Source organism: Pseudomonas sp. JQ170C (genome assembly GCF_035581345.1).
Classification (GTDB): domain Bacteria; phylum Pseudomonadota; class Gammaproteobacteria; order Pseudomonadales; family Pseudomonadaceae; genus Aquipseudomonas.
The window spans coordinates 3,728,544-3,753,866 of record NZ_CP141608.1 but is presented as its reverse complement, the minus strand read 5'-3'; the positions used below and the strand labels follow the sequence as shown (position 1 = coordinate 3,753,866).

General features: G+C 57.7%; 26 protein-coding genes and 1 pseudogene. 22 read left to right on the top strand and 5 right to left on the bottom strand.

Features of this window, described 5'->3' with window-relative positions; genetic code table 11:
• The first annotated feature begins 11 nt into the window (after positions 1-11).
• The 20 genes and pseudogenes from U9R80_RS16850 (at position 12) to U9R80_RS16750 (ending at position 18,855) form a co-directional block, all read left to right on the top strand.
• Entirely contained in the window at positions 12-512 is a 501-nt protein-coding gene (locus U9R80_RS16850; RefSeq protein ID WP_301843223.1) for a hypothetical protein, read from the top strand.
• Positions 513-548: 36 nt separating this feature from the next.
• A complete protein-coding gene (locus tag U9R80_RS16845) occupies positions 549-893 on the top strand; it encodes a hypothetical protein (protein ID WP_301843224.1) in 345 nt (114 codons plus the stop codon).
• Positions 890-1,123 carry a hypothetical protein gene (locus U9R80_RS16840; protein WP_301843225.1) on the top strand — a complete coding sequence of 78 codons (234 nt, stop codon included), beginning with the start codon at positions 890-892 and terminating at the stop codon, positions 1,121-1,123. Before U9R80_RS16845 ends, U9R80_RS16840 begins: the two co-directional genes overlap by 4 nt.
• A gap of 45 nt (positions 1,124-1,168) precedes the next feature.
• A complete protein-coding gene (locus tag U9R80_RS16835; protein WP_301843226.1) occupies positions 1,169-4,438 on the top strand; it encodes a phage tail tape measure protein in 3,270 nt (1,089 codons plus the stop codon).
• Positions 4,438-4,776, top strand: coding sequence for a phage tail protein (locus tag U9R80_RS16830; protein WP_301843227.1), 339 nt, complete (start codon positions 4,438-4,440; stop codon positions 4,774-4,776). Before U9R80_RS16835 ends, U9R80_RS16830 begins: the two co-directional genes overlap by 1 nt.
• Positions 4,773-5,522, top strand: coding sequence for a phage minor tail protein L (locus U9R80_RS16825; RefSeq protein ID WP_301843228.1), 750 nt, complete (start codon positions 4,773-4,775; stop codon positions 5,520-5,522). Before U9R80_RS16830 ends, U9R80_RS16825 begins: the two co-directional genes overlap by 4 nt.
• A gap of 2 nt (positions 5,523-5,524) precedes the next feature.
• Positions 5,525-6,280, top strand: coding sequence for a C40 family peptidase (locus U9R80_RS16820; protein ID WP_301843229.1), 756 nt, complete (start codon positions 5,525-5,527; stop codon positions 6,278-6,280).
• Between the two features lie 101 nt (positions 6,281-6,381).
• On the top strand, positions 6,382-6,999 hold the full coding sequence (locus U9R80_RS16815; protein WP_301843230.1) for a hypothetical protein: 618 nt from the start codon (positions 6,382-6,384) through the stop codon (positions 6,997-6,999).
• 30 nt (positions 7,000-7,029) lie between these two features.
• Complete coding sequence (locus U9R80_RS16810) at positions 7,030-7,377, top strand: hypothetical protein (RefSeq protein WP_301843231.1); 348 nt, start codon at positions 7,030-7,032, stop codon at positions 7,375-7,377.
• Positions 7,378-7,432: 55 nt separating this feature from the next.
• A complete protein-coding gene (locus tag U9R80_RS16805) occupies positions 7,433-8,044 on the top strand; it encodes a tail assembly protein (protein WP_301843232.1) in 612 nt (203 codons plus the stop codon).
• Positions 8,045-8,100: 56 nt separating this feature from the next.
• Positions 8,101-13,779, top strand: coding sequence for a TipJ family phage tail tip protein (gene gpJ / locus U9R80_RS27355; RefSeq protein WP_442964915.1), 5,679 nt, complete (start codon positions 8,101-8,103; stop codon positions 13,777-13,779).
• Complete coding sequence (locus tag U9R80_RS16790; RefSeq protein ID WP_301843445.1) at positions 13,779-14,828, top strand: hypothetical protein; 1,050 nt, start codon at positions 13,779-13,781, stop codon at positions 14,826-14,828. Before gpJ ends, U9R80_RS16790 begins: the two co-directional genes overlap by 1 nt.
• Positions 14,829-14,837: 9 nt before the next feature.
• On the top strand, positions 14,838-15,680 hold the full coding sequence (locus tag U9R80_RS16785) for a tail fiber domain-containing protein (RefSeq protein ID WP_301843444.1): 843 nt from the start codon (positions 14,838-14,840) through the stop codon (positions 15,678-15,680).
• A 56-nt stretch (positions 15,681-15,736) separates the two neighbouring features.
• Positions 15,737-15,937 carry a hypothetical protein gene (locus U9R80_RS16780; protein ID WP_301843443.1) on the top strand — a complete coding sequence of 67 codons (201 nt, stop codon included), beginning with the start codon at positions 15,737-15,739 and terminating at the stop codon, positions 15,935-15,937.
• Positions 15,938-15,939: 2 nt separating this feature from the next.
• Entirely contained in the window at positions 15,940-16,560 is a 621-nt protein-coding gene (locus tag U9R80_RS16775; RefSeq protein ID WP_324805235.1) for a glycoside hydrolase family 19 protein, read from the top strand.
• The gene (locus tag U9R80_RS16770) at positions 16,557-16,940 is read left to right on the top strand and encodes a hypothetical protein (protein WP_301843437.1); all 384 of its coding nucleotides are present in this window, start codon (positions 16,557-16,559) and stop codon (positions 16,938-16,940) included. Before U9R80_RS16775 ends, U9R80_RS16770 begins: the two co-directional genes overlap by 4 nt.
• Before the next feature lie 77 nt (positions 16,941-17,017).
• Positions 17,018-17,272 (top strand): hypothetical protein, encoded by a 255-nt coding sequence (locus tag U9R80_RS16765; RefSeq protein WP_442964980.1) that lies wholly within the window; start codon positions 17,018-17,020, stop codon positions 17,270-17,272.
• Between the two features lie 424 nt (positions 17,273-17,696).
• Positions 17,697-17,819, top strand: a pseudogene (locus U9R80_RS16760) (lysis protein); the annotation flags it as partial.
• Positions 17,820-18,133: 314 nt separating this feature from the next.
• Positions 18,134-18,526 carry a hypothetical protein gene (locus U9R80_RS16755; protein ID WP_301843438.1) on the top strand — a complete coding sequence of 131 codons (393 nt, stop codon included), beginning with the start codon at positions 18,134-18,136 and terminating at the stop codon, positions 18,524-18,526.
• Positions 18,527-18,606: 80 nt separating this feature from the next.
• Positions 18,607-18,855, top strand: a complete 249-nt coding sequence (locus U9R80_RS16750) for a hypothetical protein (protein WP_301843439.1) — start codon at positions 18,607-18,609, stop codon at positions 18,853-18,855.
• Positions 18,856-18,939: 84 nt separating this feature from the next.
• Here U9R80_RS16750 and U9R80_RS16745 read toward each other — a convergent pair whose 3' ends face one another.
• From U9R80_RS16745 to U9R80_RS16725, 5 genes are all read right to left on the bottom strand, one after another.
• The gene (locus U9R80_RS16745) at positions 18,940-19,896 is read right to left on the bottom strand and encodes a LysR substrate-binding domain-containing protein (protein ID WP_301843440.1); all 957 of its coding nucleotides are present in this window, start codon (positions 19,894-19,896) and stop codon (positions 18,940-18,942) included.
• A gap of 246 nt (positions 19,897-20,142) precedes the next feature.
• The gene (gene ycaC, locus U9R80_RS16740; protein WP_324803318.1) at positions 20,143-20,769 is read right to left on the bottom strand and encodes an isochorismate family cysteine hydrolase YcaC; all 627 of its coding nucleotides are present in this window, start codon (positions 20,767-20,769) and stop codon (positions 20,143-20,145) included.
• 56 nt (positions 20,770-20,825) lie between these two features.
• On the bottom strand, positions 20,826-21,512 hold the full coding sequence (locus U9R80_RS16735) for a hydrolase (protein ID WP_324803316.1): 687 nt from the start codon (positions 21,510-21,512) through the stop codon (positions 20,826-20,828).
• Positions 21,513-21,630: 118 nt separating this feature from the next.
• Positions 21,631-22,494: a pirin family protein gene (locus U9R80_RS16730; RefSeq protein WP_301842741.1), complete on the bottom strand. Its 864-nt coding sequence runs from the start codon at positions 22,492-22,494 to the stop codon at positions 21,631-21,633.
• Positions 22,495-22,969: 475 nt separating this feature from the next.
• Complete coding sequence (locus U9R80_RS16725; protein ID WP_301842742.1) at positions 22,970-24,181, bottom strand: lactate oxidase; 1,212 nt, start codon at positions 24,179-24,181, stop codon at positions 22,970-22,972.
• Positions 24,182-24,252: 71 nt separating this feature from the next.
• Here U9R80_RS16725 and U9R80_RS16720 point away from each other — a divergent pair, with 71 nt between their 5' ends.
• Both U9R80_RS16720 and U9R80_RS16715 read left to right on the top strand, forming a co-directional pair.
• Entirely contained in the window at positions 24,253-24,789 is a 537-nt protein-coding gene (locus U9R80_RS16720; RefSeq protein ID WP_301842743.1) for a hypothetical protein, read from the top strand.
• A 15-nt stretch (positions 24,790-24,804) separates the two neighbouring features.
• The gene (locus tag U9R80_RS16715) at positions 24,805-25,008 is read left to right on the top strand and encodes a hypothetical protein (RefSeq protein ID WP_301842744.1); all 204 of its coding nucleotides are present in this window, start codon (positions 24,805-24,807) and stop codon (positions 25,006-25,008) included.
• Positions 25,009-25,323 lie beyond the last annotated feature (315 nt).

The window sequence follows — 25,323 nt, the reverse complement described above, 5'->3', positions numbered from 1 at the left end:
GAGGAACCCCCATGGCCGAAGACAACCTCAATACAGCCGCCGGCTGCCGCCTCGCTATCGGCGGCAAAACCGCTGCCGACACCGAAACCAAGTACAAGGCTGACACCTACGTTGATGTGGGCGAGATCGAGGACCTGGGCGAGTTCGGCGATACCTTCAGCGCGGTGAACTTCACCGCCCTGAGCGACGGCCGAGTGCGCAAATACAAGGGCACTGCGGACGCGGGCAACATGACCCTGACTGTTGGCCTGGACAGCGGAGACGTCGGCCAGAAAGCGGTCGCGGTGGCGCATAAGGACCGTACTAAGGGTAACTACAACATCAAGGTCACCCTGAATGATGGTGATCCTGATGCTACCCCGGCGATCCTGCCGACCACCTTCTACTTTGGCGTGAAGGTGATGAACAACACCGTAGCTCCGGGTGCGGCCGACAACGTCGTGCGACGCAACATGACGCTCGCCATCAACACCGCAATTCTCGAAGTCCTGGCCGGTCCGGCTGCCCCGTAACTGACGGGGTTGCGCCTTTCTACTGTGAGAGCCCAAATGAGCGAAGCCTTGCATGGCACTGTCACCCTGGTGATCGGTGCGCGCACCTACATCCTGAAGCCGACGCTGGACGCGGCGTTGCGAATTGAAGCCCGCTTTGGTGGCTTGCGCGGTGCGTTGGAGTCGATGCGCCTGATGAGCATTGCAGCCTGTGCTGACATTGTTGTCGCCGGCGCGGCCCTGGCCCCCGAGCAGCACCCAGTAATTGCCGCTGAGGTATTTCACACCGGCGTTGCCAAGGTATCGGGCCAACTGACTGACTTCATCACGACCCTGCTCAACCCTGTGCCGCCTAGCGTGGTTGCTCGGGGAAAGGACGAGGCGGTCAGCACAGCGCAGTGAAGAACGGGAGCTACGTCGACTACCTGTTCGGCGTGGCCACCGGCTGGCTTGGCTGGCCGCCCGACACCGCCTGGCACACGCCGATTCCGCAAATCATGCTCGCACTCGATGCCCGTCTTGATTGGACGGGGTGCGGCCATGGTCAAGGGCGCACCCAGGCAGCGCCTCAGAAGCGTGAAAGCGTGGCGGACAAGTTGAAGAACTTCCTGCGAGGTCGCCCGAAACAGTAAATAGCGTGCCGCCTCCGGGCGGTTTTTTTGTGCTTGGAGATTTTCATGGCCGACCAACAAGTCCAGGGGATGCTGGTCCAGATCGAGGCCACCACGGCGCAGTTGCGTCGGGAACTGGCCAGCGCGGATCAAGTGGTCGCACGCACCTCTCAGTCGATTGACCGCAGCCTGGCTACTGTGGACTCTGCGTTCGACAGCGCTGGCGGTGCGGCTCAGCAGGCTGGGGCACTGATGCGCGGGGCCTTTGCTGCCGTGGCTGGCGCTGGCCTGATCGGTGGAATCATCCGGCAGGTCGATGCCTATGGGCAGATGGCCGACCGGATGAAAGCAGCGGCGGGTAGCGCAGGTGAGTATCAAGCGGTGCAGGAGCACCTGCTGCGCACGGCCCAAGAAACATACCGCCCGCTGGCTGAAGCCCAAGAGCTGTACATCCGCACGGCCGACGTGATGCGCAGCCTGGGCTTCAACACTCAGCAGACGCTCGACATCACTGACAGCTTCAGCTTTCTGCTGGTGACCAACGCCGCAGCGGCCGATAAAGCGGGCTCGGCCCTCGATGCGTACTCAAAGGCTCTGCAAACAGGAAAGGTGGAGGCTGATGGTTGGGTGTCCATCCAGAGCGCGATGCCGACCATCGTTGACGCCATTGCCAATGCAACCGGCAAAGGTGCAGACGAAGTCCGCAAGCTTGGTGTTCAAGGGAAACTTTCTCTCGACGACATCAACACTGGACTGTTGCAAACCGTCGAGGCGAACCGCAAGGCTGCCGCTGATATGTCCACGAGCGTGCAAGACGCCATGGTCAACATCAGTAACGCGATCGGGACGTTCCTGGGGAGTATGGAGGAGCGTACCGGCGCGGTGGCAGGGCTGTCGAAAGTTCTCATTTCCCTCGCCGACAACGTAGACCTGGTCGCGGTGGCCATGGCCGGGGCTGGGGCTGCAGCACTCACCAACTATGTGGTCAATTCAGGCCTGGCGCTGAAGGCCGCGCTGGCCCAGCGCACTGCCGAGATCCAGAACGCCCAGGCCGCCTTGCGCGCGGCTGACGCACAGAGGATCTATGCGCAGGCGCAACTCCAGCAGGCCCAGGCTTCTGTGGCTGCTGCCAGCGGGCTGCAGCGGCTGTCGTTGGTGCAGACGCAACTCATCCCCAAACAAGCGGCGCTGAAGGCTTCTACGGATGCCCTGGCAATTGCGCAGACTAACCTGACTCGCGCCTCCACCGGCGGGCTGCTTGCGGCGCTGGGCGGGCCAATGGGGTTGGCACTGTTGGCCGGTACCGCCGCAGCTAGTTTTCTGTTGCTGAGTGATAGTGCGGATCAAGCCGGGGTCAGCCTGGATGACATGCACAAGCCCGTTGCTCAGCTGCGAGAGGAATTCGCCAAGCTCAACAAGGATCAGCGCGAAGCTTCGCTGCTGAAGTGGCAACAGGAGCAGATCAATGCCACGGACAAGGTCAAGGATGCTTACGGCGACCTTTCCCAGTCCATCCGCTCAGCGACGGTCACGGCCCCGGCCAGAGACTCCGGAGGGCAATACAACCAACAGCTACGCCTCTATCAGGGGGTTGTTGATCAACTGAAGGAGGCTCGCGCCGCCGGTGCCGACCTCTCGCCCATCCTGCGCGAGGTTGGCGACCGGTTGAAGTTGCCGCCCGCGACGGTGCAGCAGTGGATCACCCAGGCCGGTGCGGTCAGTGATGCCGACCAGCGATCCAGCTTGATAGCTGAAACCCTGCGCGTTCTCACCGGAGTGACCGAGGAGAACACCGCCTCGACCCAGGCCAACAACGCCGCCAAGGCCGGTATGAGCAGCGCGGGTCAGACCTACCTGGAAACACTCCATAAGCAGTTGGCCGGCCTGAAGGACAACGGCGATGCGATCAAGATAGCCAACCGGCACATCGCGGATAACACCGACCTAACCGAGACCGACCGGCTGGCAATTCTGTCGGCTGCCAGCGCAATCGAAGCGCAGAAGAAGGCCAACAAGGACGCGACTGACAGCAGCAAGGACCGCACCAAGTCGCTGCAAGATGAGCTCAAGGCGCTGGATGCCATCATCGACAGGGCTCTGCCGGAGAAAAAACGACTTGAAGACCTCGCCGAAGGTGTTAGGGGACTACGCAAGGCCCAGGCCGCCGGCAAGATCACGGCTGCCGAGATGGAGCTCGGCATCAAGAACCTGAACGAAGCCTACGCAGACCCCACTATCCAGAAGCGGGCACAGGAAGAGCAGAAGCTTGCGGAGCTGCGGCGTAATAGTGCTGACGCTTATCGCAAAGCCATGGAGGTGGTGCTGCAGACTCGGCAAGACGCGATCAATGCGGATATTGCCGGTGTGGGCATGGGTGATAACGAGCGCGAGCAAGCCGACCGCTTGAATGCCGTGCGCGAGAAGTACGCCCAAGCCCGTCGTCAGCTGGAGGAGCAACAGGAGGATGTTTCCCGGCGACTCAGCCAGTCGGCCTACGAGCAACGCCTGGCTGACCTGGCAGATTACCAAGCCCGCGAATTGCAGATGGAAGTCGACGGCTATGACGCACGGCTACAGGCCCAGGGTGACTACAGCAACGGTGCCCACCGTGCGTGGGACAACATTCAGGCCGATGCTGCTAACTTTGCCGGCGCGACGGAAGACATGCTCACCACGGGGTTCAACTCAGCGCGCGATGCCCTGACGGACTTCGCCATGACGGGCAAGGGTAGCTTCAGGAGCTTCGCGAACAGCGTGATTTCGGACATGGCCAGGATCGCCAGTCAGCAAGCGGCGAGTTCGCTTCTGAGCGGACTGGTCGGTATGGGGGTGTCTGCTGCGGGTAATTACTTCGGCAGCGGCTCCTCTTCGCTTGGTTCTACCCAAGCAGGTTACAGCCCTCAATACATGGACGGTTGGTCAGGCGTTACCCAGGCCAAGGGTGGCGCCTGGAGCGGCGGCGTGCAGATGTTTGCCAAGGGCGAGGCGTTCACCAACAGCATCCTCAATGCTCCGACCCCCTTCGGTATGGCCGGCGGGAAGGTTGGTGTCGCTGGAGAGGCGGGGCCGGAGGCGATCATGCCACTGGCCCGAGGCGCCGACGGCTCGCTGGGTGTGCAGATGGTGGGTGGCAATGTTGGCGGCAGCACGGTGGTGCAGGTGAACGCCCCGGTGTCGGTTTCGGTTCCAGATCGAAGCTCAGAGGGCATGGAGCTCGATAGCGCCGCTCTGCAGCAGAACATGCAAATGCAGATGCGTGGGGTGGCGGAACGAGCAATCGCCGACTCTTGGCGACCAGGTGGCACAAGCCACCGCAACAGCCCCCGGAGAAATTGATGGCAATTGCGACGTTTAACTGGGTGCCTGATGACGAGGCCAGTTCGGACAGCACCTTCAGGACAAGAAAATCGCAGTTTGGTGATGGCTATGCCCAAGTGGCTAGCGATGGCTTGAACGCAGAGGTCGACAGCTGGACGTTGTCGTTCGGGGGACTGGCGGAAGAAGTCAAACCCATCCTCGACTTCATTCGCTCTCACCGTGGCGCGAGGTCGTTCCTGTGGACGCCACCAGGTAGCGCCTTGGGAATGTACCGCTGCGAGACGTTCCGGCAGCAACGAAAGCCGGGCGGCATTGTTGTGGTGGCGGCAACCTTTGAGAGGGCTTACCACCCATGAGTTTAATCACGCAGTTGCAAAAGCTGGAGCCGGGAGCCGAGATCCTGCTGTTCGAGCTGGATGGTTCCGACTTCGGCGCAGATGTCCTTCGCTTCCATGGGCATGCGATTCCCCACACACCCGAAGAACTGGCTGCGGCTGGCGCCAATGCTGATCAGCTGCCAGCCAAACCCATTTGGTGGCAGGGGAATGAATATGGCGCTTGGCCGATGCAAGTCGAGGGCATCGAGGCTAATTCGGACGGTACCGCCGTTCGGCCGACGCTGACGGTTGGCAACGTCAACGGCAGAATCACTGCGCTGTGCCTTGCGTTCGACAACCTGCTCGAGTTCAAGCTGACGATACGCCATACCCTGGCGCAGTACCTGGACGCCGCCAATTACCAAGATGGCAACCCGGAGGCCGACCCGGCCGAGGAAGCGATCGAGGTCTGGTATATCGACCAGAAGGTATCGGAAAACGGCTCCATGGTGGCGTGGGAGCTGGCCAGTCCTGGCGATGTAGGTGGCGAGACTATTGGCCGGCAAATGACTCAACTGTGTCACTGGGCAATGACTGCCGGCTACCGGGGGCCGAACTGCGGCTATACCGGTCCCTATTTCGACCTCGAGGGCAACCCCACGAATGACCCCGAAAAGGATCAATGCAATGGCTGCCTGGACTCCGGCTGCATCGTCCGCTGGGGGCTGGGCAACCAGATACCCTTCGGCGGCTTCCCGGCCGTATCACTGATCGTTCGGAGTTGATCATGCGCAAACACATCCTGGCTGCCGTGCGAGTGCACGCCGCGGCAGAGTATCCGCGTGAGTGTTGCGGGCTGGTCCTGACCGTCGGCCGCAAGCAGGTCTATGTCCCGTGCACTAATACCGCGAGATACCCGGAAGAAGAGTTCCGGATTGCTCCAGAGGAGTACGCGGCAGCGGAGGACCAGGGTGATGTGATCGGCATCGTTCACTCCCATCCCAATGCCACCAGCAGGCCTTCCCCGCGAGATTTAGCCATGTGCGAAGCAACCGGCTTGCCCTGGTACATCCTGTCTTGGCCTGAGGGCGACCTGCGCACCATCACCCCGACCGGCCACACACCGCTGTTGGGCAGGCCGTTCGTACATGGCGCCTGGGACTGCTGGCAGGCCTGTGCGGACTGGTACCAGCGCGAGTGGGGGCTGGAGTTTCCGGAGTATCCCCGGGAGGAGGGGTGGTGGGAGAAAGCCGAAGGCCCGAGCCTGTACGAGCAAGCCTATGAGGCTGCAGGCTTCTACCAGGTGAGCCAGCCGCAGCGCGGCGACATGATCGTCATGACTGTGGGGCGCACTGCTCACCCGAACCATGCCGGAATCTACCTGGGCGCCGATGCGCAGTTGTCCGAGGAGAACACCCAGGTCTTCGGCCCTGGCCCGTTCATGTTGCATCACCTACTTGGGAGGCCATCTGAAATAATCGTGTTCGGCGGACCTTGGCTCGACCGCACCCGCCTTGTGTTGCGTCATCAGGACGCGAAGTGAGAGTGAGTTGTCCTGACCGGCCGACTGAGCAGAATATGGTGTCGCTAACTCCTGATGGTGGCCTTGTGATACTTTTGCACCATCTTCAAAGGAGCTGCAAGATGCACAAGAAAGTAGGTCTTTTTCTGGCAATTGTGTCGGTTGCCGGATGCGCAACTTCTTCCATGAACTACACGCCGCCCTCCAGCACAGCTGTAGTCAACAGCAAAAAGGTTACCAAAGACTTCGATAGGACTTGGGATGACCTGGTCCGTCAGCTTAGCTCTGACTTCTTCGTGATCAACAATATCGACAAAAGCTCACGATTGATAAACGTGAGTTTCTCAACATCACGGCCATCCGAGTACGTTGATTGTGGATCGACCGTGCGCAAGTTCAGTAACGCGCGGGGCGAGCAGGTATACAACTACATGGCAGCTGACTCTTCGCAGTTCGCCGTCACCAATGCTCAGCACGTGGCGTTCAACGCCACTCGAACTACCAAGCTCGAGGGTCGTGTCAATATCTATGTTGCTCCAGCCCAAGGTGGAACGGACGTATCAGTAAACACAAAGTACGTTTTCTCCGTCCGTTTCAACGCCGTTGGATTTGATGGTAATCCTGGCGGTGGAGACTCGAGCACATTTGATTTCTCTACGAAGAGCCCACACGAATCCCAAGCGCTGACCTGCTATGCGAAGGGCACTCTGGAGTCACGAATCCTAGAGATGGCCATGTAAGCCTCGCCTTGGTTAAGGTGCCTTTTTTCCATGGACGAAGATCACATGCGAATCCTGATTGGTACGGTGGGGCTGGCGTTTTTAGCGGGGTGCGTATCGACCTCAGACCTTGAGGAAAAAGGCCCCGCCCTTGATGTCACTTCCACGAAGTCGGCAAAAGACTACTCGAGGTGCCTGACTCCCAAGTGGCAGGACCTCAATGCACGGGTCGCATCAACAGAGACGGAGAGTGGCTACCGCATCCGCCTGGACATCGATATGGTCGGAACGCCCGTAATGGCTTTGGTCAATGATTCGGCTGAAGGCGCTGGGGTACGCGTATTTACCAGAAACAGCACATGGTCGAATTGGGTGAACGAAGCGCGCAGCTGCCTTTGACCAAAACGTAACCTTCAACCGCCTCTGGGCGGTTTTTTATTGCCTGGAGGAAAGCATGGCAGCCACCGCAGCGCACTATGAACCAATGACAATCATCAAGTTGTCTGGCCCCTTGGCCAGACGTTTCGGCAGGACGCATCGTCGGTTACTTGATGTTCAAAGCTTCAGGGATGCATGCAATGCGCTTAGTGCCACGCTGCCAGGTTTCGATGAGGAAGTTAAACGCCTAGATCGACTCGGCATGAGGTTTGCCATTTTCCGAAACGGCCATAACGTCGGGGAGGATGAGTTTGACCGGAGCGGTGTTCGGGAGGTTCGGATTGTACCCATCGCAGAGGGTAGCAAGAGGGGTGGTACGCTCCAGACAGTAATTGGGGCTGTGCTGATCGCGGCCGCATTCGCTCTATCATTTACCCCATTTGCAGCTGCTTCGCCGTTTCTGTATCAAGCTGGTGGTGCACTTGTGCTGGGAGGGGTCATCCAGATGCTCAGCCCACAAGCCAAAGGGCTATCTCAGAGTGGCGCGCCGGAGAACCTGCCGAGCTATGCCTTCGGCAGCGCCAAGAACACCACCGCCAGCGGCAACCCTGTCCCGATCTGCATCGGTAAGCGCCGATGGGGTGGCGCGATCATCTCTGCCTCTATCGAGGCGCAAGACAAAGCGTAAAGCCAACTCATCGAACAAGCCGCCTCCGGGCGGCTTTTCTTTGCCCGGAGGAAAGCATGGGCGCAGCAGCTCACCTTAATGTCACTGGCGCCAAGGGCGGCGACAGCAAACCTAAATCGCCAGTCGAGGCACCGGACAGCCTACAGTCTACGAACCTCGCCAAGCTCCTGATTGCCGTGGGTGAGGGTGAGTTCGACGGGATACCAACCGACCGAGACATCTACCTCGACAACACACCGATCATGGATGCCAGTGGCAACATCAACTTCCCGGGTGTGAAATGGGAGTGGCGTCAGGGTTCCGTCGAGCAGGACTACATCCAGGGCATTCCTGCCGTGGAAAATGAGATCACGGTTGGCGTTGAACTGCGCAGTGACAATCCATTCACCCGCGCTCTGAGTAATACCCAGCTATCTGCAATGCGAGTTCGCATGTCCTGGCCCCGACTGGCCAGCCAGGACAGCAGCGGCAACACCAATGGTTACCGCATTGAGTACGCAATCGACATCGCTACTGACGGCGGGGCATACGTTGAAGCTCACCTTGGCGCGGTGGATGGCAAGACTACCAATGGCTACCAGCGCTCTGTACGCGTAAACCTGCCTGCAGCCACCTCAGGTTGGATGATGCGCGTTCGGCGGATCACTCCGAACGTCAACAGCGGCACCATCGCCGACACGATGACCATTGCCGGTTACACCGAGATCATCGACGAAAAGTTGCGGTACCCGAACACGGCACTGCTGTACATCGAGTTTGACGCTCAACAGTTCCAGAACATCCCGTCGGTTACTGTGGATTGCAAGGCCAAGCGCTGGCCGGTGCCTACCAACTATGATCCGGTAGCACGCACCTACACCGGGGTATGGGACGGCACCTTCAAACAGGCCTGGACCAACAACCCTGCGTTCGTGACTTACGGGCTTTGCGTCGAGGATCGTTTCGGCCTGGGCAAGCGGATCAAGTCCTGGATGGTCGACAAGTGGGAGATGTACCGGATTGCCCAGTATTGCGACCAATTGGTATCCAATGGTCAGGGTGGCCAGGAGCCGCGTTTCCTGTGCGATTTGAATCTGCAGGGCCGTTCCGAAGCCTGGACCCTGCTGCGTGACCTGTCGGCGATTTACCGGGGCATGGTGTACTGGGCCCACGGTTCGTTGTTTATGCAGGCGGACATGCCTCGCGCTCAAGACATCGACTACGTCTTCACTCGGTCGAACGTCATTGACGGCGAATTCGTTTACGGTGGTGCCGAGCGAAGCACTCACTACAGCCGCGCGTTGGTCAGCTACGACAACCCGGCCAACAACTACGACACCGATGTGATTCCGGTGACCGACCTGGCGCTTCAGCGCCGGTATCGCGATCGCCCAATCGAGCTATCGGCTATCGGCTGCACCCGCGCATCTGAAGCCCAGCGCCGCGGCAAGTGGGCGCTACTCAGCAACAGCCAAGACCGTACGGTCACCTTCAAGACCGGGATGGAGGGGCGCATTCCGCTGCCTGGCTATGTCATTCCTGTGGCTGACGAGCTGGTGGCCGGCCGTCCGAATGGTGGCCGTATATCGTCCGCCGCTGGGCGGGCGGTGACCCTGGACCGCGATACGCCGATCAAGGCTGGTGACCGCCTGATACTGAACCTGCCGAACGGCAGCGCCCAGGCGCGCACCGTGCAGTCGGTAAAAGGTCGGGCAGTGACTGTGACCACGGCCTACAGCGTTCAGCCCGAGCCTGAGCTGCAATGGGCGATTGACTATGAAGATCTTGCCATCCAGTTGTTCCGGGTGCTCAAGACTTCACGTACCCAGGAAGGTCAGTACGAGATCACCGCGCTCGAGTTCAACCCGAGCAAATTTGCGGCAATCGACACTGGCGCGCGTCTGGAAGAGCGGCCGATCAGTATTATCCCCGTTACTGTGGTTCCGCCGCCGGCGAGTGTCACCCTGACTTCGAGTTCTGCGGTCAGCCAGGGCATTGCAATCAGCACCATGACCATTGCCTGGCCAGCCGTTGCTGGCGCTGTGGGCTATGACGTGGAATGGCGCAAAGACAACGGCAATTGGATCAAGCTGCAGCGTACCGGCTCGACCTCTGTTGACGTGACCGGCATCTACGCTGGCGCCTACCTTGCCCGTGTTCGTGCCGTGAGTGCGTTCGATATTTCGTCGATCTGGAAGAGTTCTAACCTGACCCAACTGACGGGCAAGGTCGGCTTGCCACCAGCGGTTTCGTTTCTCAATACCGCAGCTCTGGTCTATGGCATCGGCCTGACCTGGGGCTTTCCTGCTGGCGCCGAGGACACCGAGCGGACGGAGATCTGGTACAGCAAAACCAACTCACGCAACGACGCCATCAAACTGGGCGACTTCGCTTATCCGCAGGCCAAGCACGAGATTCACGGCCTGGCCGCTGGCGTGTCGTTCTTCTTCTGGGCGCGCCTGATCGATCGCACCGGCAACATCGGCCCGTGGTATCCGACCGGCTTAGGCGTCAACGGTCAGTCGAGTTCAGACCAGTCTGAGTACGAGGAGTACTTCAAGGACAAGATCACCGAGGGTGCGCTGTACCCGGCGCTGCAGGAACGCATCGACTTGATTGATGGCCCGCCATCGTTGCCGGGTTCGGTCAGCCAGCGAGTAGAGGAGGTCAAGGTCCAGGTAGATGAGCTGCAGGTCGACCTGCAGCAACAGATCGACCAAGTGAGCACAGTCGCAAAATCGGCCGAGTACCAGAGGGAAAAGGCCTATTCTGCTGGCGCCTCGACGCGTCTGAACGATCGTCTGTACCAGGCCAAGATTGCTGTGCCTGCTGACCTGACCGGAGCCAAGGCCCCGCCGAACACCGCCTACTGGATTGATGTTGGTCAGGTGGTGTCCCAGTCGAACGGCATCGCAGCGCGCGTCACCACGGTGGAAACCAAAGTCACCGAGCAGGACGGCAAGCTCACCGCCCAATCCGAGCGGATCGACGGTGTGCAGTCGAGCCTGACGGTCACCAACGGCAACGTGACTACCGCGCAGAACGCCGCGCAGGCTGCAGCGGATCTGGCGGGCGGGAAGGGCAAAGTGCTGACGCAGTCGGCCACTCCGGCCGCAGCTGATCGCCTGGCGCAAAACCTGTGGATTGACACTACCGGCAACGCCAACACGCCCAAACGCTGGAATGGGTCCACCTGGGTTGCGGTCACGGACAAGGTCGCCACGGATGCGGCCGCGGCTGCGGCCAATGCCTTGTCGGTCGCCAACACCAAAGCGGACGCCTCGACAGTCAATAGCATTGGCGCCCGGGTGACCGCGGCAGAAGGGACGATCTCCAGCCAGGGCCAGGCCCTCACTGGCTTGAACAACAGCCTGACCACCACCAACCAGAACGTCACGACAGCGCAGCAGGCAGCGGATGCGGCCAATGCGCTGGCGGGCGGGAAGGGCAAGGTGATCATTCAGCCGGCTACTCCGGCAGCAGCTGACCGGCTGGTACAGAACCTGTGGATCGACACCACCGGTAACGCCAACACCCCGAAGCGCTGGACCGGCTCGGCGTGGGCGGCGGTGACCGACAAGGCTGCAACGGATGCAGCTGCGGCGGCAGCATCGGCACTGGCCCAAGTAGCGACCAAGGCCGAGGCTTCGACTGTTCAGGCGCTGAGTAACGAAGTCACGCAGCAGGGAAACAGCATTACCGCTCAGGGCGCTGAGATCACCAGCATCAAGGTGTCCGTGGGTAGCGTGGCCGGTGAAAACCTGCTGTTTGATCCTACGTTCACGAACGGTAATGGGTTGAGTGGCTCTCCGCCGGTCATCGTGCTGACACGAAATGATGCGTCTGTCCCACCAGGTGCCCCGTCACCTCGAGTGTTGAAGGCGGCAATTGCGACCAGCACCGGCAACACTTATTACGGTTTCAGTTCGGCGCTCAACATGCGGCCACCTGAGAATGGAGTCGCCTCGCAAATAGCTGTTGCTGCTGGTGAAATTTACGACTTTGAGCTGTATGCCTATAGCACGGTATCCCGCCAACACGGTCTGTGGATTCAGTTCTACGATGGCGCTGGTGCGAGCGTTGGGCACAACTGGGCGGCTGCGGCTGGTGATGGCGTTCGTATCACCACGACAGCGGGGACCTGGAGCAAGTTGACTGGACAGGCGACGGTGCCTGCTGGCTGCGTCCGTATGGCGCTAACCTTCCGCATGTCGCTGGGGGATGCAACGGATGTTTTCTTATCCTCTCCTGTTGCGCGTAAAAGGTCGGGCCAAGAGAACTCCCAAGCGACGGCTACTCAGTCGCTTGATGGTCGCGTTACTCAAACGGAGCAGGGCCTGAGCAGTCAGAGCAGCCAACTGATCCAGTTAGGTAATGCGGTGGCTGGCAAGGCGGACAACACTGCTTTGCAGTCGCTGGGTTCGACCGTTGCTCAGCAGGGCAACACACTCAATGCCCAGGGCACTGCAGTGACCAAATTGCAGAGCACTGTGGGCGGTATCGGCGGGAGCGGGACGAACCTGCTTCCTGCCGAGTACTGCGCCTTCGGCGAAACCGTTCCTGTGTTCTACAAGGCGGGAGGCATTACTGTCTCGACGGAAGCGGAGGCGGGTGCCTACTCGGGCTCCATGTTGAAGGTCGTGTCACCGGCAAGTGGCCAAAGCCACATCTACATGGCATCGGCGCAAGCCGACTACAACCTTCGTGTCGAGCCGGGTGTGAAGTACATCGTGTCATTCACGGTGAAATCCGACGTCGCGAAAGTACTCAGGGTGAGGGTTCGAGCGCCCAACTCGGCGGGTGTTGCGATCGAGACAACCCTTTCTGACGTCTCGGTTGCGGCTGGTGTTGGTCGATACAGCTTTGTAGCCACGATGCCTGCAGCGGTGGTTGATAGGGGGCTGCTGCTTTTCTTCATTCCCCAGCCAGTAGCAGCAGGGACAACGTGGCTCGATGCATTGATGGTTGAACGCCAGGTCGGTACCGCAACAGCACCCAGCGATTTTTCACCGGGGCCTTCGTCCAGGGCGATTGCAGGCCAAGCCACGGCGATCAGTCAGCTCAACACCGCGGTGAACCAGCAAGGAACTGCGATCACCGCTCAGGCCTCGCGCCTTGACGGGCTCTATGTTCAGGTGAATCCGGAGATGGAAGGAGACACGTCCGGGCTGGCTGGGGCAACGGGAAGCTTTGTGGGTGTCTGGACCGAGCAATCCGCCCGGGTCGAGGATGGCGTGGCCACGGGCAAGAAAATTGACACCGTACAGTCTCAGGTCGGCGAAGTCAGCGCGTCAGTACAAATCGTCAGCGAGACTGTTGCAGGTGTCGACGGAAAAGTTTCGGCGATCTCGTCATGGAAAACTGAAACGAACGTCAACGGTAAGAAGGTTGCCACCGGCATTGTTCAGGGAAGCGATGGCGAGATCGGCGAGATTCTGTTGTCCGCCCAGAGAGTGGCGATCATCGACGGGATTAATGGAGCAGAGGGAAATCTGTTCGTTTTCCAGAATGGTCAATTGTTTCTCAATCAGGCGTTCATCAGCACGGCGTTCATCCAGAATATCGTGGCCGGTATGACCATCCGATCAGCCGCGCTTAACTCGCAAGGACTGCCGCTGCTGGAGATCAATTTTGCAGCCGGTACATTCACGCTCCGCGGGCAGGACGCTAACGGCTCGACGCTGCTCAATAACGGCGGGCTGTACGTGTACGACGCCAATGGCGTTGAACGTACGGCCGTGGGGAGGATGACCTGATGGCAGCTCAGTACGGGCTCCGGACGCGTGATGCGTCTGGGGTCGTCACCCTTGATACGACGATTACACCGATCCGCTCGTTGAAGATGCTGCAGGTAACTGGAAACGATGCCTTCGATCAGTACATTTCGATACCCGAGATCCAGGCGCAGTCGTTCGTGGTCGTTGACACCCTGGAGGACCGCGGGGAGAACACGTTTTCCCCGCAAGCCTGGTATTCGCCCGGTCAGTTGCAGCTCCGGCAGCCGCAGAACCTCACTTGGCAGGTGATGATTCTGTCGCAGGGTGGCGAGCCGTTCTCTGCACCTGGCTCATACGGCATTCGGACCTTCAACAACAACGTCCGGACCCAGATCGACTCGATCAATCAGGTCTTGTCTATTCGGTACTCAGGCAAGTTTTCGCTGATATTTGGCGGCGGGAATCCGAACATTGAAGGTGATAACTACTACACATTCCCGGCGCCAATTACTACCTATGAAAGGCCGCTGATATTCATCAATGCTGACGACTATATGATGGTCGGCAAATTCCGCGTGGCCGGCAGTCCTGGCAACTGGACCGGTTTCAGGCTAGCTCAATATGGAAACGCTGCTCACGGTCCATCATGGTCTCAGCCGCAGCGTATTCGTTGGTTTTGTGCGAGCTATATGCCTCCAATTACCCCGCCCGGGGCATATGGCGCTTCGGTACGAGATGCGATTGGCAATCGGACTTTTGTCACCACGGCCAACCTAGCGCTGTTGAACAGCCAGCCGTCAACCAACGCCTTTGCCAATACCGGCAACCCCATTACGGGCACTGGCTATTACGCGCCCAGCCAGCAGATGCCGTGGACCGGAAGCTACGAAGACTATGTGCTGGCCAATGCACTGTTTTCGTGCACAAACATTATTCAGACTACCCAACCCATCCGTGCGAACTTCGGCGGCTTTCTTCCAGGAAATCGGTCCATCCTGCAGATGTACTGCGATAACGGCTCGGGTATTAATCCGCTGACTGCCAATGGCAGAACGTTGTTTGCATCCAGGCCAATGAAACCCCTTTAAGGATTCGTTATGTCAAAACAAGTAATCAACCTGGGCGCGGCGCCGTCTGGCGCCGGCGGTGATGATCGCCGCAGCGCCTGGCTGAAAGCCAAATCAAACTTCACCGAGCTTTACAACTGGCTGGCGAATACGTCAAACACGGATGATCAAACAACCGCACTTCCAACGACCTTGCCTTTGGCGCGCGGCGGTACCGGGGGTACTTCTGAAGCGACAGCCAGGAACGGATTGGGGCTAGGTGAAGCCAGCACTCCGACATTTAGAGGGTTAGAGCTAGTAAACACTCTTCCCTTCATCGATTTTCACCATGCTAACTCGGCGTCAGACTATACAACCCGCCTTGCCACGTTCAGCAGCAACCTTCTCACTTGCTCTAGTCGATTCTCGCCTACTGGTGTTTCTTGCAAGTCTGGTGAGAGTGCCGCCGCCTCAGCAAACTGCTTCAACATCAGCTTTGGGTCGGGCACGTGCGATCTGTGGGTGGACATAACCCGCCTGGGCTCGCTTCAAGTCACGGCGTCGGATTACCGCATCAAGAAGAACATTGAAACGGTTGAAAATGTCTCCTTCTTGGATCGAGTTGAGGGATATCGGATTGTCCACTACGAGATAGGCAACTTTGATGTGTGGCAAGGCGACGGTACTGTTTTTCAGGGGGTTATTGCCCATGAGGCCCAAGCGGTAAACCCGCTCGCCGTCTCAGGTGAGAAAGATGCTGTCGATGAGAACGGCCGCCCGTGGATTCAACAGCTCAACCACATGGCCTTCATTACCGACCTGATTGGCGCGGTGAAGGAGCTACGAGCGGAAGTCGCCACCCTCAAAACTGAGCTTGAAACGCTGAAGGGCTGACCCGCCCGAACCGAACAGCCCGCTTACTGCGGGTATTTTTTTGCCCGGAGAAACCCATGCCCTACATTGTCATCAACCGCAGCAATGCCTTCGACTCCATCAAGGACATCGAGCACGCGACAGAGGAAGCCGCTGATGCGGCAGCTCGCGCACTGCTCGAAGCACAGCCCACGGCAAGCCTGCTCACTGCCAAAATGATCAAGCGCTACAGCGCCGAGGTCACGGTCACGGCTGAGCCCATCGAAGGGGAAGCCTGATGCTGCCGATCACTCAGCAGAAGTTGCTGCAGATCCTTCCCAATGCCCGCCCAGTCGCGGGCATTTTTCTGCCTGCAATAAACCGGGCCATGGCGCGCTACAAGATCGACAGCCGGGTGCGTCAGGCGGCGTTCCTGGCCCAGGTCGGCCATGAATCTGGCCACCTTCGCAACCTGGTGGAGAACCTGAACTACAGCGCCGATGCACTGATGCGGGTGTGGCCGACCCGCTTCAATGCCGACTTGGCCAAGGAGTACGCCCGCCAGCCGGAGCGCATTGCCAATGTCGTGTACAACGCCCGCATGGGCAACATCCACCCGGGCGATGGCTGGCGCTTCCGTGGGCGTGGCCTGCTGCAGGTCACCGGCCGAGCAAACTATGATGCCGCCGGCGCGGGCCTGGGCCTGCCGCTGGAAGACCAACCGCAACTGCTCGAGCAGCCGGAGCATGCCGCCATGTCCGCAGCCTGGTGGTGGGCGAAGCACGGGCTGAATGAACTAGCCGATGCCGGCCGCTTTCAAGACATCGGCAGCATCATCAACACCGGAAAACCCGGCCGGGTGCCGCATGGTGCAGATGAGCGCAAGGCGCTGTATGACCGAGCGCTGCAGGTGCTAGTGTGATTCCGGTGCCCGCCGGCGGAGGCCGGGTGTTGGTCTACCTGCTCGGCTCGCTGCTGCTGATCGGCCTGGGTGCGGCCCTCGGTATATGGCAGATGGCAGGGTACTACCGTCCGCAGCTCGATGACGCCAATGGCCTGCTGGTCAGCTGCAAAGGCGCCCGGGGCCACCTCGAAGCGCTGGCCACTGAGCAGGGCCTGAAGCTTGGCGAGTTGGTCTTGGCCGGGAACGAGCGCCAAGCCAGGGCAGAGCTGGCAGTGAAGGAGGCAGCCGCCAGGGCGCAGGATGATTTCGCTGCGGCAAACCGCCTGCAGCAGGAGCGCACCGGTGGCGATCAGTGCGCCGCTGCCACCTCGATTATCGATAAGGAGCTTGGCCTATGAGGCTGTTGCTGAATCTGCTCACCTGTAGGAGCGAAGCGAGGTATTTTCGGGCTGAAGCCCTCGTAATCCGGGGGTTAATCTGTTGGAGCGGGCTGGTGCTGACGCTGGCCGGCTGTGCTGGGAAGGTGGAACCGGAGATTCGCTACGTGCGCGTCGAGGTTCCAGTGCAGGTGCCGTGTCGGGCTCTGGATGTCGCAGTGCCGCCGTGGGCTGCCGCCGGATTGGAGAAGGGCGACAGCTTGGAGGTAAAAGTGAGGGCACTGTTGGCGGAGCGTCGGCAACGAATCGGATACGAGAGGCAGCTTGTTGTGGCAGTTGCCGCGTGTCAATGATGTGTGATTCTATCGGGCCATCATCTTAGTAGGAGCGATTTCTTGAATCCATTTACCCTATTTAGCGTGGCTTGTGCTTTTGTTGGCGTGGTTTTCTACAGCGGAATCGGCACGATGGTCTGGAGCCTTGCCAATAGCTCCAAAGATGTCGTGGAGAGCTTTTCGTCGTGTCGTGGTCTGGATGGGACTGCTCTGTATAATTGCATCAGCGAGCTAGATCGAAAGTCAGAGTCATTGAAGGTCACGACGAAGGCGCTGACGCCCTAAAATTGCGGCTCAGCTCGTCGAAAATTGAGCACGTCATCGATGCTCTACGACACCTATCAGTGGTATGGCTCCGGTGGCATTCCGCCCCAGACGAGTGAGCAACCTTTCATCTGGCTGTTCTTCAGCTCGGTGTTCTCGTTGGCGGCGTGGTTCATGGGGCCGCCGAGCCGAACTTGCCCCAGCGGCTGCTCAGCGAATTGTGGCTATTGTCGGAGATGGTGATGAAGAACTGATTGCACTGGCGTCGTGCCAGGCGTATGTGCGTGCAATCGCCCAGTGAGCCAGATAGAGCAGACCCACACAACAACTGCATGTCGTACGTCGCTTTCGGCCCAATGGGTTCTGTCACGAATAGTAGGAATCAGACAGAAGTAGCTATTCGCGATAAGCTTGCTCAGCGCGAGTAGAGTAGTATTTGAGGGCGATCTAGTAACCGTGTTTTTCGTCCAAGATGCATAATCTCTTGTTCTGCCAGCAACCCGCCGCAAACCCAGATCAAGGAATGTTACCCATCCAAGCGCAAAACGTGATCGTACCATTCGATTTCTTATTGTGGCTTTGTTAGCGTCATTTACACCCCTAAAGGAGTTATGAGTGAAAAAAGTAATATTGGCAGGTTCAATCGGTTTTTTTCTCGCGGGATGTTCTGGTGGGGCCGCAAATTGTAATGATAGTGGTGTTAAACAGTCAGTTATGTCAACAATAGAGTCGAATATCCAGAAAGCCTTGTGGGGTAAGGATCTGTACGATAAAGGCTTGGTTTCTAACTCTGAAATTTCTAGTGTCAAAGAAATATCAAATAATAAGGAAGTTGACTCTTATACATGTGCAGCAAATTTTGCATTTGATTTGAATGGTAATCCCCAAAGTATCCCTGTGACGTATAGGTTGTCTTACCTTGAAGATCAAAATGATACCGAGGTAAGCGTTTATGGGGTCGATTTAGTGAAGGCAAGAATGATGTCGCTTGCTATGTTTGGGCGATAAGTAGCACGTCTGAGCCCGAATGGGCGGCCTTGTCTTAGAGTGGCTTTATACTGCCCTGATCACATAGTAGGGATCAGGGCATGAAAGACCTAGAAGAGAAGGTTGCCGCTGGTGAGCCGCTGATGCGGCAGGCGATGGATGCGCTTCGCAGCTACAACGAGTCCAAACGCCATGCATCGCCTGAGGTGGAGGAGCGTTTGCGGATCGAAGCTGAGTCATTATTTGGGGCAGTGCAGGAGTACCAGCGGCGATCGCTAGGGTTTCCTGTCACCCGCTTCACTGACTCAAGTAACCCAGGCTCGTCTATGCGATCGCCACGCTACTCCTGATCTCCGGCGGTCAGTCCTACTCACCACCCCGGGTGGTGGCAATGGGGTACCAGCCACCAGCGGCCACTTTCACCTAATTGCTACCTAGTCTCTATATAGATGATGAACGGGATCACTTGGGTGAGCGAGCCCCCGTTCAAGCGGGGCGTCTCGCTCAAATGCTAACGCTAGACAATCGATCAGCACCCGAACTGCCGGCATTAGGCCCCGTCGGGAAGGGAAGAGGGCTACAATCTCTCCTGTCCTCGGAGTCCAGTCCTCCAGAACAATTTGTAAGTTACCAGTCTTCAAGTCATCTATTATCACTTCTTCGGGTAGCAGTACTATTCCTGCGCCTGCTACAGCCGCTGCTCGCAAAACAGCAACATCATCAGAAACCATCCTTGGGTGGTAGTGAATTGAGGCGACGGCCCCGCCAGGCCCTTCTAACTCCCAAGTGTAGTCCTGAAGGCCCAAGCCCCAGCTTAAGCTTGGTAGGTCGACCAGATCCGCTGGTTTTAGTGGGGAGCGCCGTGGAGCCAGTACGGATGGAGCCGCGACCAGGTTGTAGTGGCTTTGCGCCAAAGACCTCATCACCAAGTCTCGGTTTTCCAGTGGTTGATGGTGAACACCTATTACTAGGTCGAAGCCTTCGCTAATGACATCAACGCGTCGATTGAAGCTCTTTACCAACAATTCTACTGCTGGATACTGTGTCATGTAATGCGCGAGCATTGGCGCAATTCGAGTGTCCAACAACGGCGATGCGCAAGCGACTCTGACAATTCCTCTTGGCTCGGACCGGCTTCGTTCGACAGCATCTTCAGCGGCACAAGCCTGTGCCACCATATCTTGACAGAGGTGGTAGTACTCCAGTCCAACTTCAGTTACGGAAAATTGACGAGTTGAGCGCTGGATAAGGCGCACACCCAAACGCTCTTCCAACATTGAAATTCGGCGGCTTAATCGTGACTTTGGGAGGCCGAACACACGGCCGGCGGAAGCGAATCCGCCATGCTCAACAACTTTGGTGTACAGGTACATGTCGTTCAGATCAAACATAGGCACTGTCCATCAGGAACATCGAGGGGCATGATTTAACATCATCATATGTCTAAGGTTTAGGACGGCCTTCTAGCTCTTGAGAATTCACTTAGACGACCGCCGTCCAGTTGCTTTGAACCAATGCCCTTGAGCAGAAGAATAGACAGCGGCGGTATTAGTAAATCATACAAGTATGTGCAGATGTTGCTTCTGGAGGAGTCGTGGGCAGGAAGCCTTGCGTTGGCAAGGCTTCTTGTCTGCTGCCTATTCAGATGAGGTCAGTTTGCTGTAGCTTGTGATCAGATTGCGGTAGTCCGGAATGTGGTTGGAGAACAGTGTGCCCAGGCCTTCGATGTCGTTGCGCCAGTCGCGGTGCAGTTCGCACGCCAGGCCAAACCAGGTCATCAGTTGCGCGCCGGCTTGCGACATGCGGTCCCAGGCTGAGTCACGGGTCAGGGCGTTGAAGGTCCCCGAAGCGTCGGTCACCACGAACACCTCAAAACCTTCGGCCAGAGCCGACAGTGCCGGGAAAGCCACGCAGACTTCAGTTACCACGCCGGCGATGATCAGCTGCTTCTTGCCGGTGGCCTTGACGGCCTTGACGAAGTCTTCGTTGTCCCAGGCGTTGATCTGGCCAGGACGGGCAATGTACGGCGCCTCCGGGAACTGCGCCTTCAGCTCGGGCACCAGCGGGCCGTTGGGGCCGGTTTCAAAGCTGGTGGTGAGGATGGTTGGCAGGTTGAAGTACTTGGCCAGGTCACCGACGGCCAGCACGTTGTTCTTGAACTTGTCCGGGTCGATATCACGCACCAGCGACAGCAGGCCGGTCTGGTGGTCGACCAGCAGGACCGCGGCGTTGTTCTTGTCCAGACGGACGTAGGGCTTGCTCATGGTTCATAACTCCTTGCGTGGGAATTCCGGCGCCGCTAGACGCCGGTCATGAGGAATCAGCGGGATGAATCGAGTTGTTCGTTTTCCTTGGCGACCTGTTGCGCCTTGAGGTAGCTCTCGATCAGCAGTTGGTAGTGCGGGAACACGGCGCTGTAGGCCTCGGCCCACTGTTGGGCATCCGGACGGTTCCAGGTACGTTGTACTTCTGAGCAGACGGCAGCGGTGTCCATCGGCACTACACCTGCCTGCATCACACGGGCCAGGGTCACTTCCTGGGCCATCTTTGAATAGGTGCCGCTGGCATCGATCACGGCAAAGACCTGGTAGCCGGCATTGACGGCGCTGATGCTCGGGAAGGCCATGCACACACTGGTGATGGTGCCGGCAATGATCAGCTGCTTTTTACCGGTGGCTTCAACGGCGGCGACGAACTCGGGATTGTCCCAGGCGTTGATTTCACCTTTGCGTGCGACGTATTTGGCGTGTGGCGCCGCTTCGTGGATTTCCGGAATCAGTGGGCCGTTGGGACCCTGTGGAACGGAGGCGGTGGTGATCACCGGGATCTTCGCCAGGCTGGCGATCTTGGCCAGGGTAATGGCATTGGCCCGCAGCTCGGTCATGGGCATGTCCTTGACCGTCTGGAACAGACCACTCTGGTGATCGATCAGCAGCATTGCAGCGTTATCAGGATCGATACGCGGGACCTGGCCATTGAAGTTGGCGACTTGGGAAAAGTTGCTCATTGCTCGTTTCCTCGGTTGAGATATCAGGCGTCCCGGCCAATACGGTTGAAACCGCTGGTCCACAAATCCTTTGTGGGGATGGGTCGAACCTGGACAAAACAGGTCCGGAGTTGGTGTTCTAGTTACTCATTTGGCCGAACTGTCCATTTTGGAAGTCCTCCACGGCTTGGCGAATCTCCGCGTCGGTATTCATCACGAAAGGGCCATAGCCCACAATGGGCTCATTGAGCGGCTCACCGCAAAGCAGCATGACTCGCGCTTCGTTGTTACCCTCTAGCTGAATTTCGTTGCCTGTTTGATCAAAAACTACAGTTTGCGCCTCCCTGACTAGCTGTGTGCTGTTGACTAAAACAGTGCCGCGGAGCACAACCAAGAGCGTCGTGCGCCCCATTACCAGAGGGATAGAAACCGGCTTTTCGCGTTTGAGCTGAAGATCCCAGACATCGATCGGCGAGAAGGTTTTTGCTGGGCCAATTTGGCTTTTGAACGTGCCGGCAATGAGCCTTAATGTGCTGCCGCCGGTTAGCGAGATAACGGGTATCGTTTGGTCAAGTATGGTTTGGTACCTGGGGGCTGACATTTTGTCCCGAGCTGGCAAGTTAACCCACAGTTGCACCATCTCTAGGGTCCCGCCGCTTCGCGCAAAAGCCTCGGAATGGAGCTCCTCATGAACAATGCCTGCTGCTGCAGTCATCCACTGCACATCGCCTGGGCCTATACGTCCCCCTGCGCCTGTCGAGTCACGATGCTCAAGCTCACCTTGATAAACGATGGTCACGGTCTCGAAGCCACGATGTGGATGTTCTCCCACGCCGCGCCGTTCAGTCGTCGGTGGGAAATCCTGTGGCCCAGCAAAATCGAGCAATAGGAACGGGCTGATGTGCTCGCCCAGGCTGTCGTAAGAAAACAATGTACGAACGGGAAACCCGTCACCCACCCAATGAGGTCTGGGGCTTGTGTAGACGCCAAGAATCTTCTTCATTGCCTACCTCCCAAAACCAATAGCGAGTAACAATAGATCCCTCGCACGGGGTTCGGTAGGTTGAGCAGATGATCCTTAGAGTTCTATGCGGTGAACGCCGAAATGTCTTTCCAAATTTCCCAATTCATTCATTTGGTTACACTACGCTGGGCATATCGGATCAGCTGATACTCAAGTCGTAACTCAGAGGCGGATGGCGTGGCCCATAGCCGTACAGGGCTGTGATTGAAACCTAGAGAGCCTTAGCCAGAACACGGGAAAAGTACAAAGGACTTGGTCAAGAAGATCGCCGCCAGCGAGCCTATGATGCAGCAGGGGATGGGTGCGGACGTCACTACCACGGAGCTCGAAGCACCACAGCATCAGCAGAGTTCTGCAGAAAAGCCAAAGGGGGCTACGCGGCAGCCATTAACGAAAGCGCCCATTCAGCCATAAATGGACGCTTGTATTGTGGGTTCAGGTCGGTCTTGGACAACTACCCCTCAAAATCCTTATCGGTGTAAAGCTTGGTACTTTTAATTGCCTCGATATTTCTCGCACCACCTAGCATCATATTGATGGTCAACTCTTTGTTCAGGTGCTGAATCACGGAGTTCACACCTTCAGAGCCGCCAAGGTGTAGGCCATAAAGAATTGGACGGCCAACCGCGACGATGTCAGCACCGCTGGCCAACGCCTTGAATACATGGGAACCACGGCGTACACCACTATCGAAGATGATGGGCACACGCTTGTTCACGGCCTTGGCAATGGCAGGCAACACTTCAAAGGACGAAGGGCCGCTATCCAGCTGACGGCCTCCATGGTTGGATACCCAGATCGCCGCTGCGCCAGACTTGATAGCCATATCGGCGTCTTCGGGGGACTGTACACCTTTGACGATGACAGGCAGCCCCGATAACTTCTTCACGTAAGCAATATCTGCTGGCGTAAATGCTTGCTTCGCCTGGGCATAAATTTCGCTAATTCCAGAACCCTTTCCGGTCTTCGAGCCATCGCTGTTCTGTTTAGCGAACAACTCCAGGTTGGCGAATCCTAGTGGGAATTGGAAGTTATTACGGATGTCATCTTCCCGGTGTCCGCCCACTGGAGAATCCACCGTCAGGATAATCGCCTTGGCACCGAATTGCTTGGCTTTCTCCAAAGTGAATTCATTAAACTTCTCGTTTTTACTCATATAGAGTTGGAAGAAAAAAGGATTGCCTTTGGAGGCTGTTGCCACTTCTTCAATCGTCTTATTTCCATAAGTGCTTAGAGAGAATATCGAACCAGCCTCGGCCATGCCCTTGGCGGTAGCGATTTCGCCCTGTTTGTGGGCCAGGCCTTGTGCTGCCATCGGTGCTTGGATGATTGGCGTTTTCAGCTTAATGCCGAGCAGCTCGGTAGACAGGTCTATTTCCGTACGCTCTATGCCTTGCATGATGCGGGGCATGATGTACTTTTTGTCGAAGTCCGCAGTATTGCTACGCATGTTGTTTTCATCTTCGGCGCCGCCGCGGATGTAACCGAAGGCGCCTTTGTCCATGGTGGCTTTGACGTCGGACTCAAGGACGCTAAGGTTGACAATTTTGATAGCTTTCTCTGCTGTGCTGGCTTGGTATTCTTGAGCGTGCGCGGTATTGAGAAAAAGTAGTGCCGTCAACACTCCGGACGTCAGTGTAACTTTTCTTTTCTGTGTATTCTTCATCGTGTAAATCTCCTGTTTGCAAAGGTGCATTTTGCACTTTGATCAGTAGTGGCAGAAAGGAAATACCTGAGATGCAGCGTTCTATTTTTGATACCAACAACAACGCGAACCCAGCCTGTCGAGATGCTGCTGTGAGGTGGCTTCGCTGTAGGGAGTCCGGTCATCAAACAGGGGCTTGGAGGTTAAGCTGGAACGCTAATGCAAAGGTGGGGGATGTGCTTCACTTCCTGGACCTGATCGCTTTTTCGGAAGGAGCCTCCGCTGTCAATGTCGGTGATGACGGCTACAACGTGTTGTGCGGTCGTGGTCTTGTAACTGGGTACCTCGGTCACCCGCGGCGCAAGTTGACCTTTCTCGTCAATGGAAAGTCGGTACCCAGCACAGCTGCGCTATTTCAACGTGGGATGGTGGCCGTGGGGACAGTCAATACCGGCGCCGGCGTTGTGGTTCATGGAGTCGCGAGAGGCGAACTTGTCCCAGCGGCTGCTCAACGAATTGTCGCCATCGCCGGAGACGGTGATCAGGGATTGATTGCGCTGCAGGCGTGCCAGGCGTACGTTCGTGAGGTGACTAAAGAAACCGTGCCTATACTCTCGCGTGTTGATTGAAGGGAGGGCATTGCAGTGGACATTGCCAAGATGATCGAGGATGGCGACACGCTTTTGCAGGAGGCATTGGAGGCGGTGTGCAGTTATCACGAAGCCAGGGACTCATCCGCGCCTGCAGCAGAGGTCGAGCGGCTGCGCCAAAAGTCAGAGATGCTGCTGAAAGAACTGGAGGAGTTGCAGCTGAATGCCATCGGCGGTTTTGAATCGCTGAATCATTGACAGGTTGTGTTCGGTCGGCAGAACGCCGGAGAGGTAGCGTGTACGGAACGTGAATTACGCCGGTTATCAGCGTGTAGTTCTGTACTTCTTTTGAGACAACGTGAACGGCTGCGGGCGGCTCAACGTATTGATTTTACTGGCTTTGCCAGTGGTAACTATGATTTAGGTTCCAGTGTACGTTACGGCGCTCGGTTCGGCCGATAGGGCACCGGATGAGGGGTTTTTGTTGTCTAAAACTACCGTGGCAAGAGGCCTATTTGCTGGCCGAAAACCGTCGAAAGCGGTGAATGCATATTAGACACTTGCGATGCATAC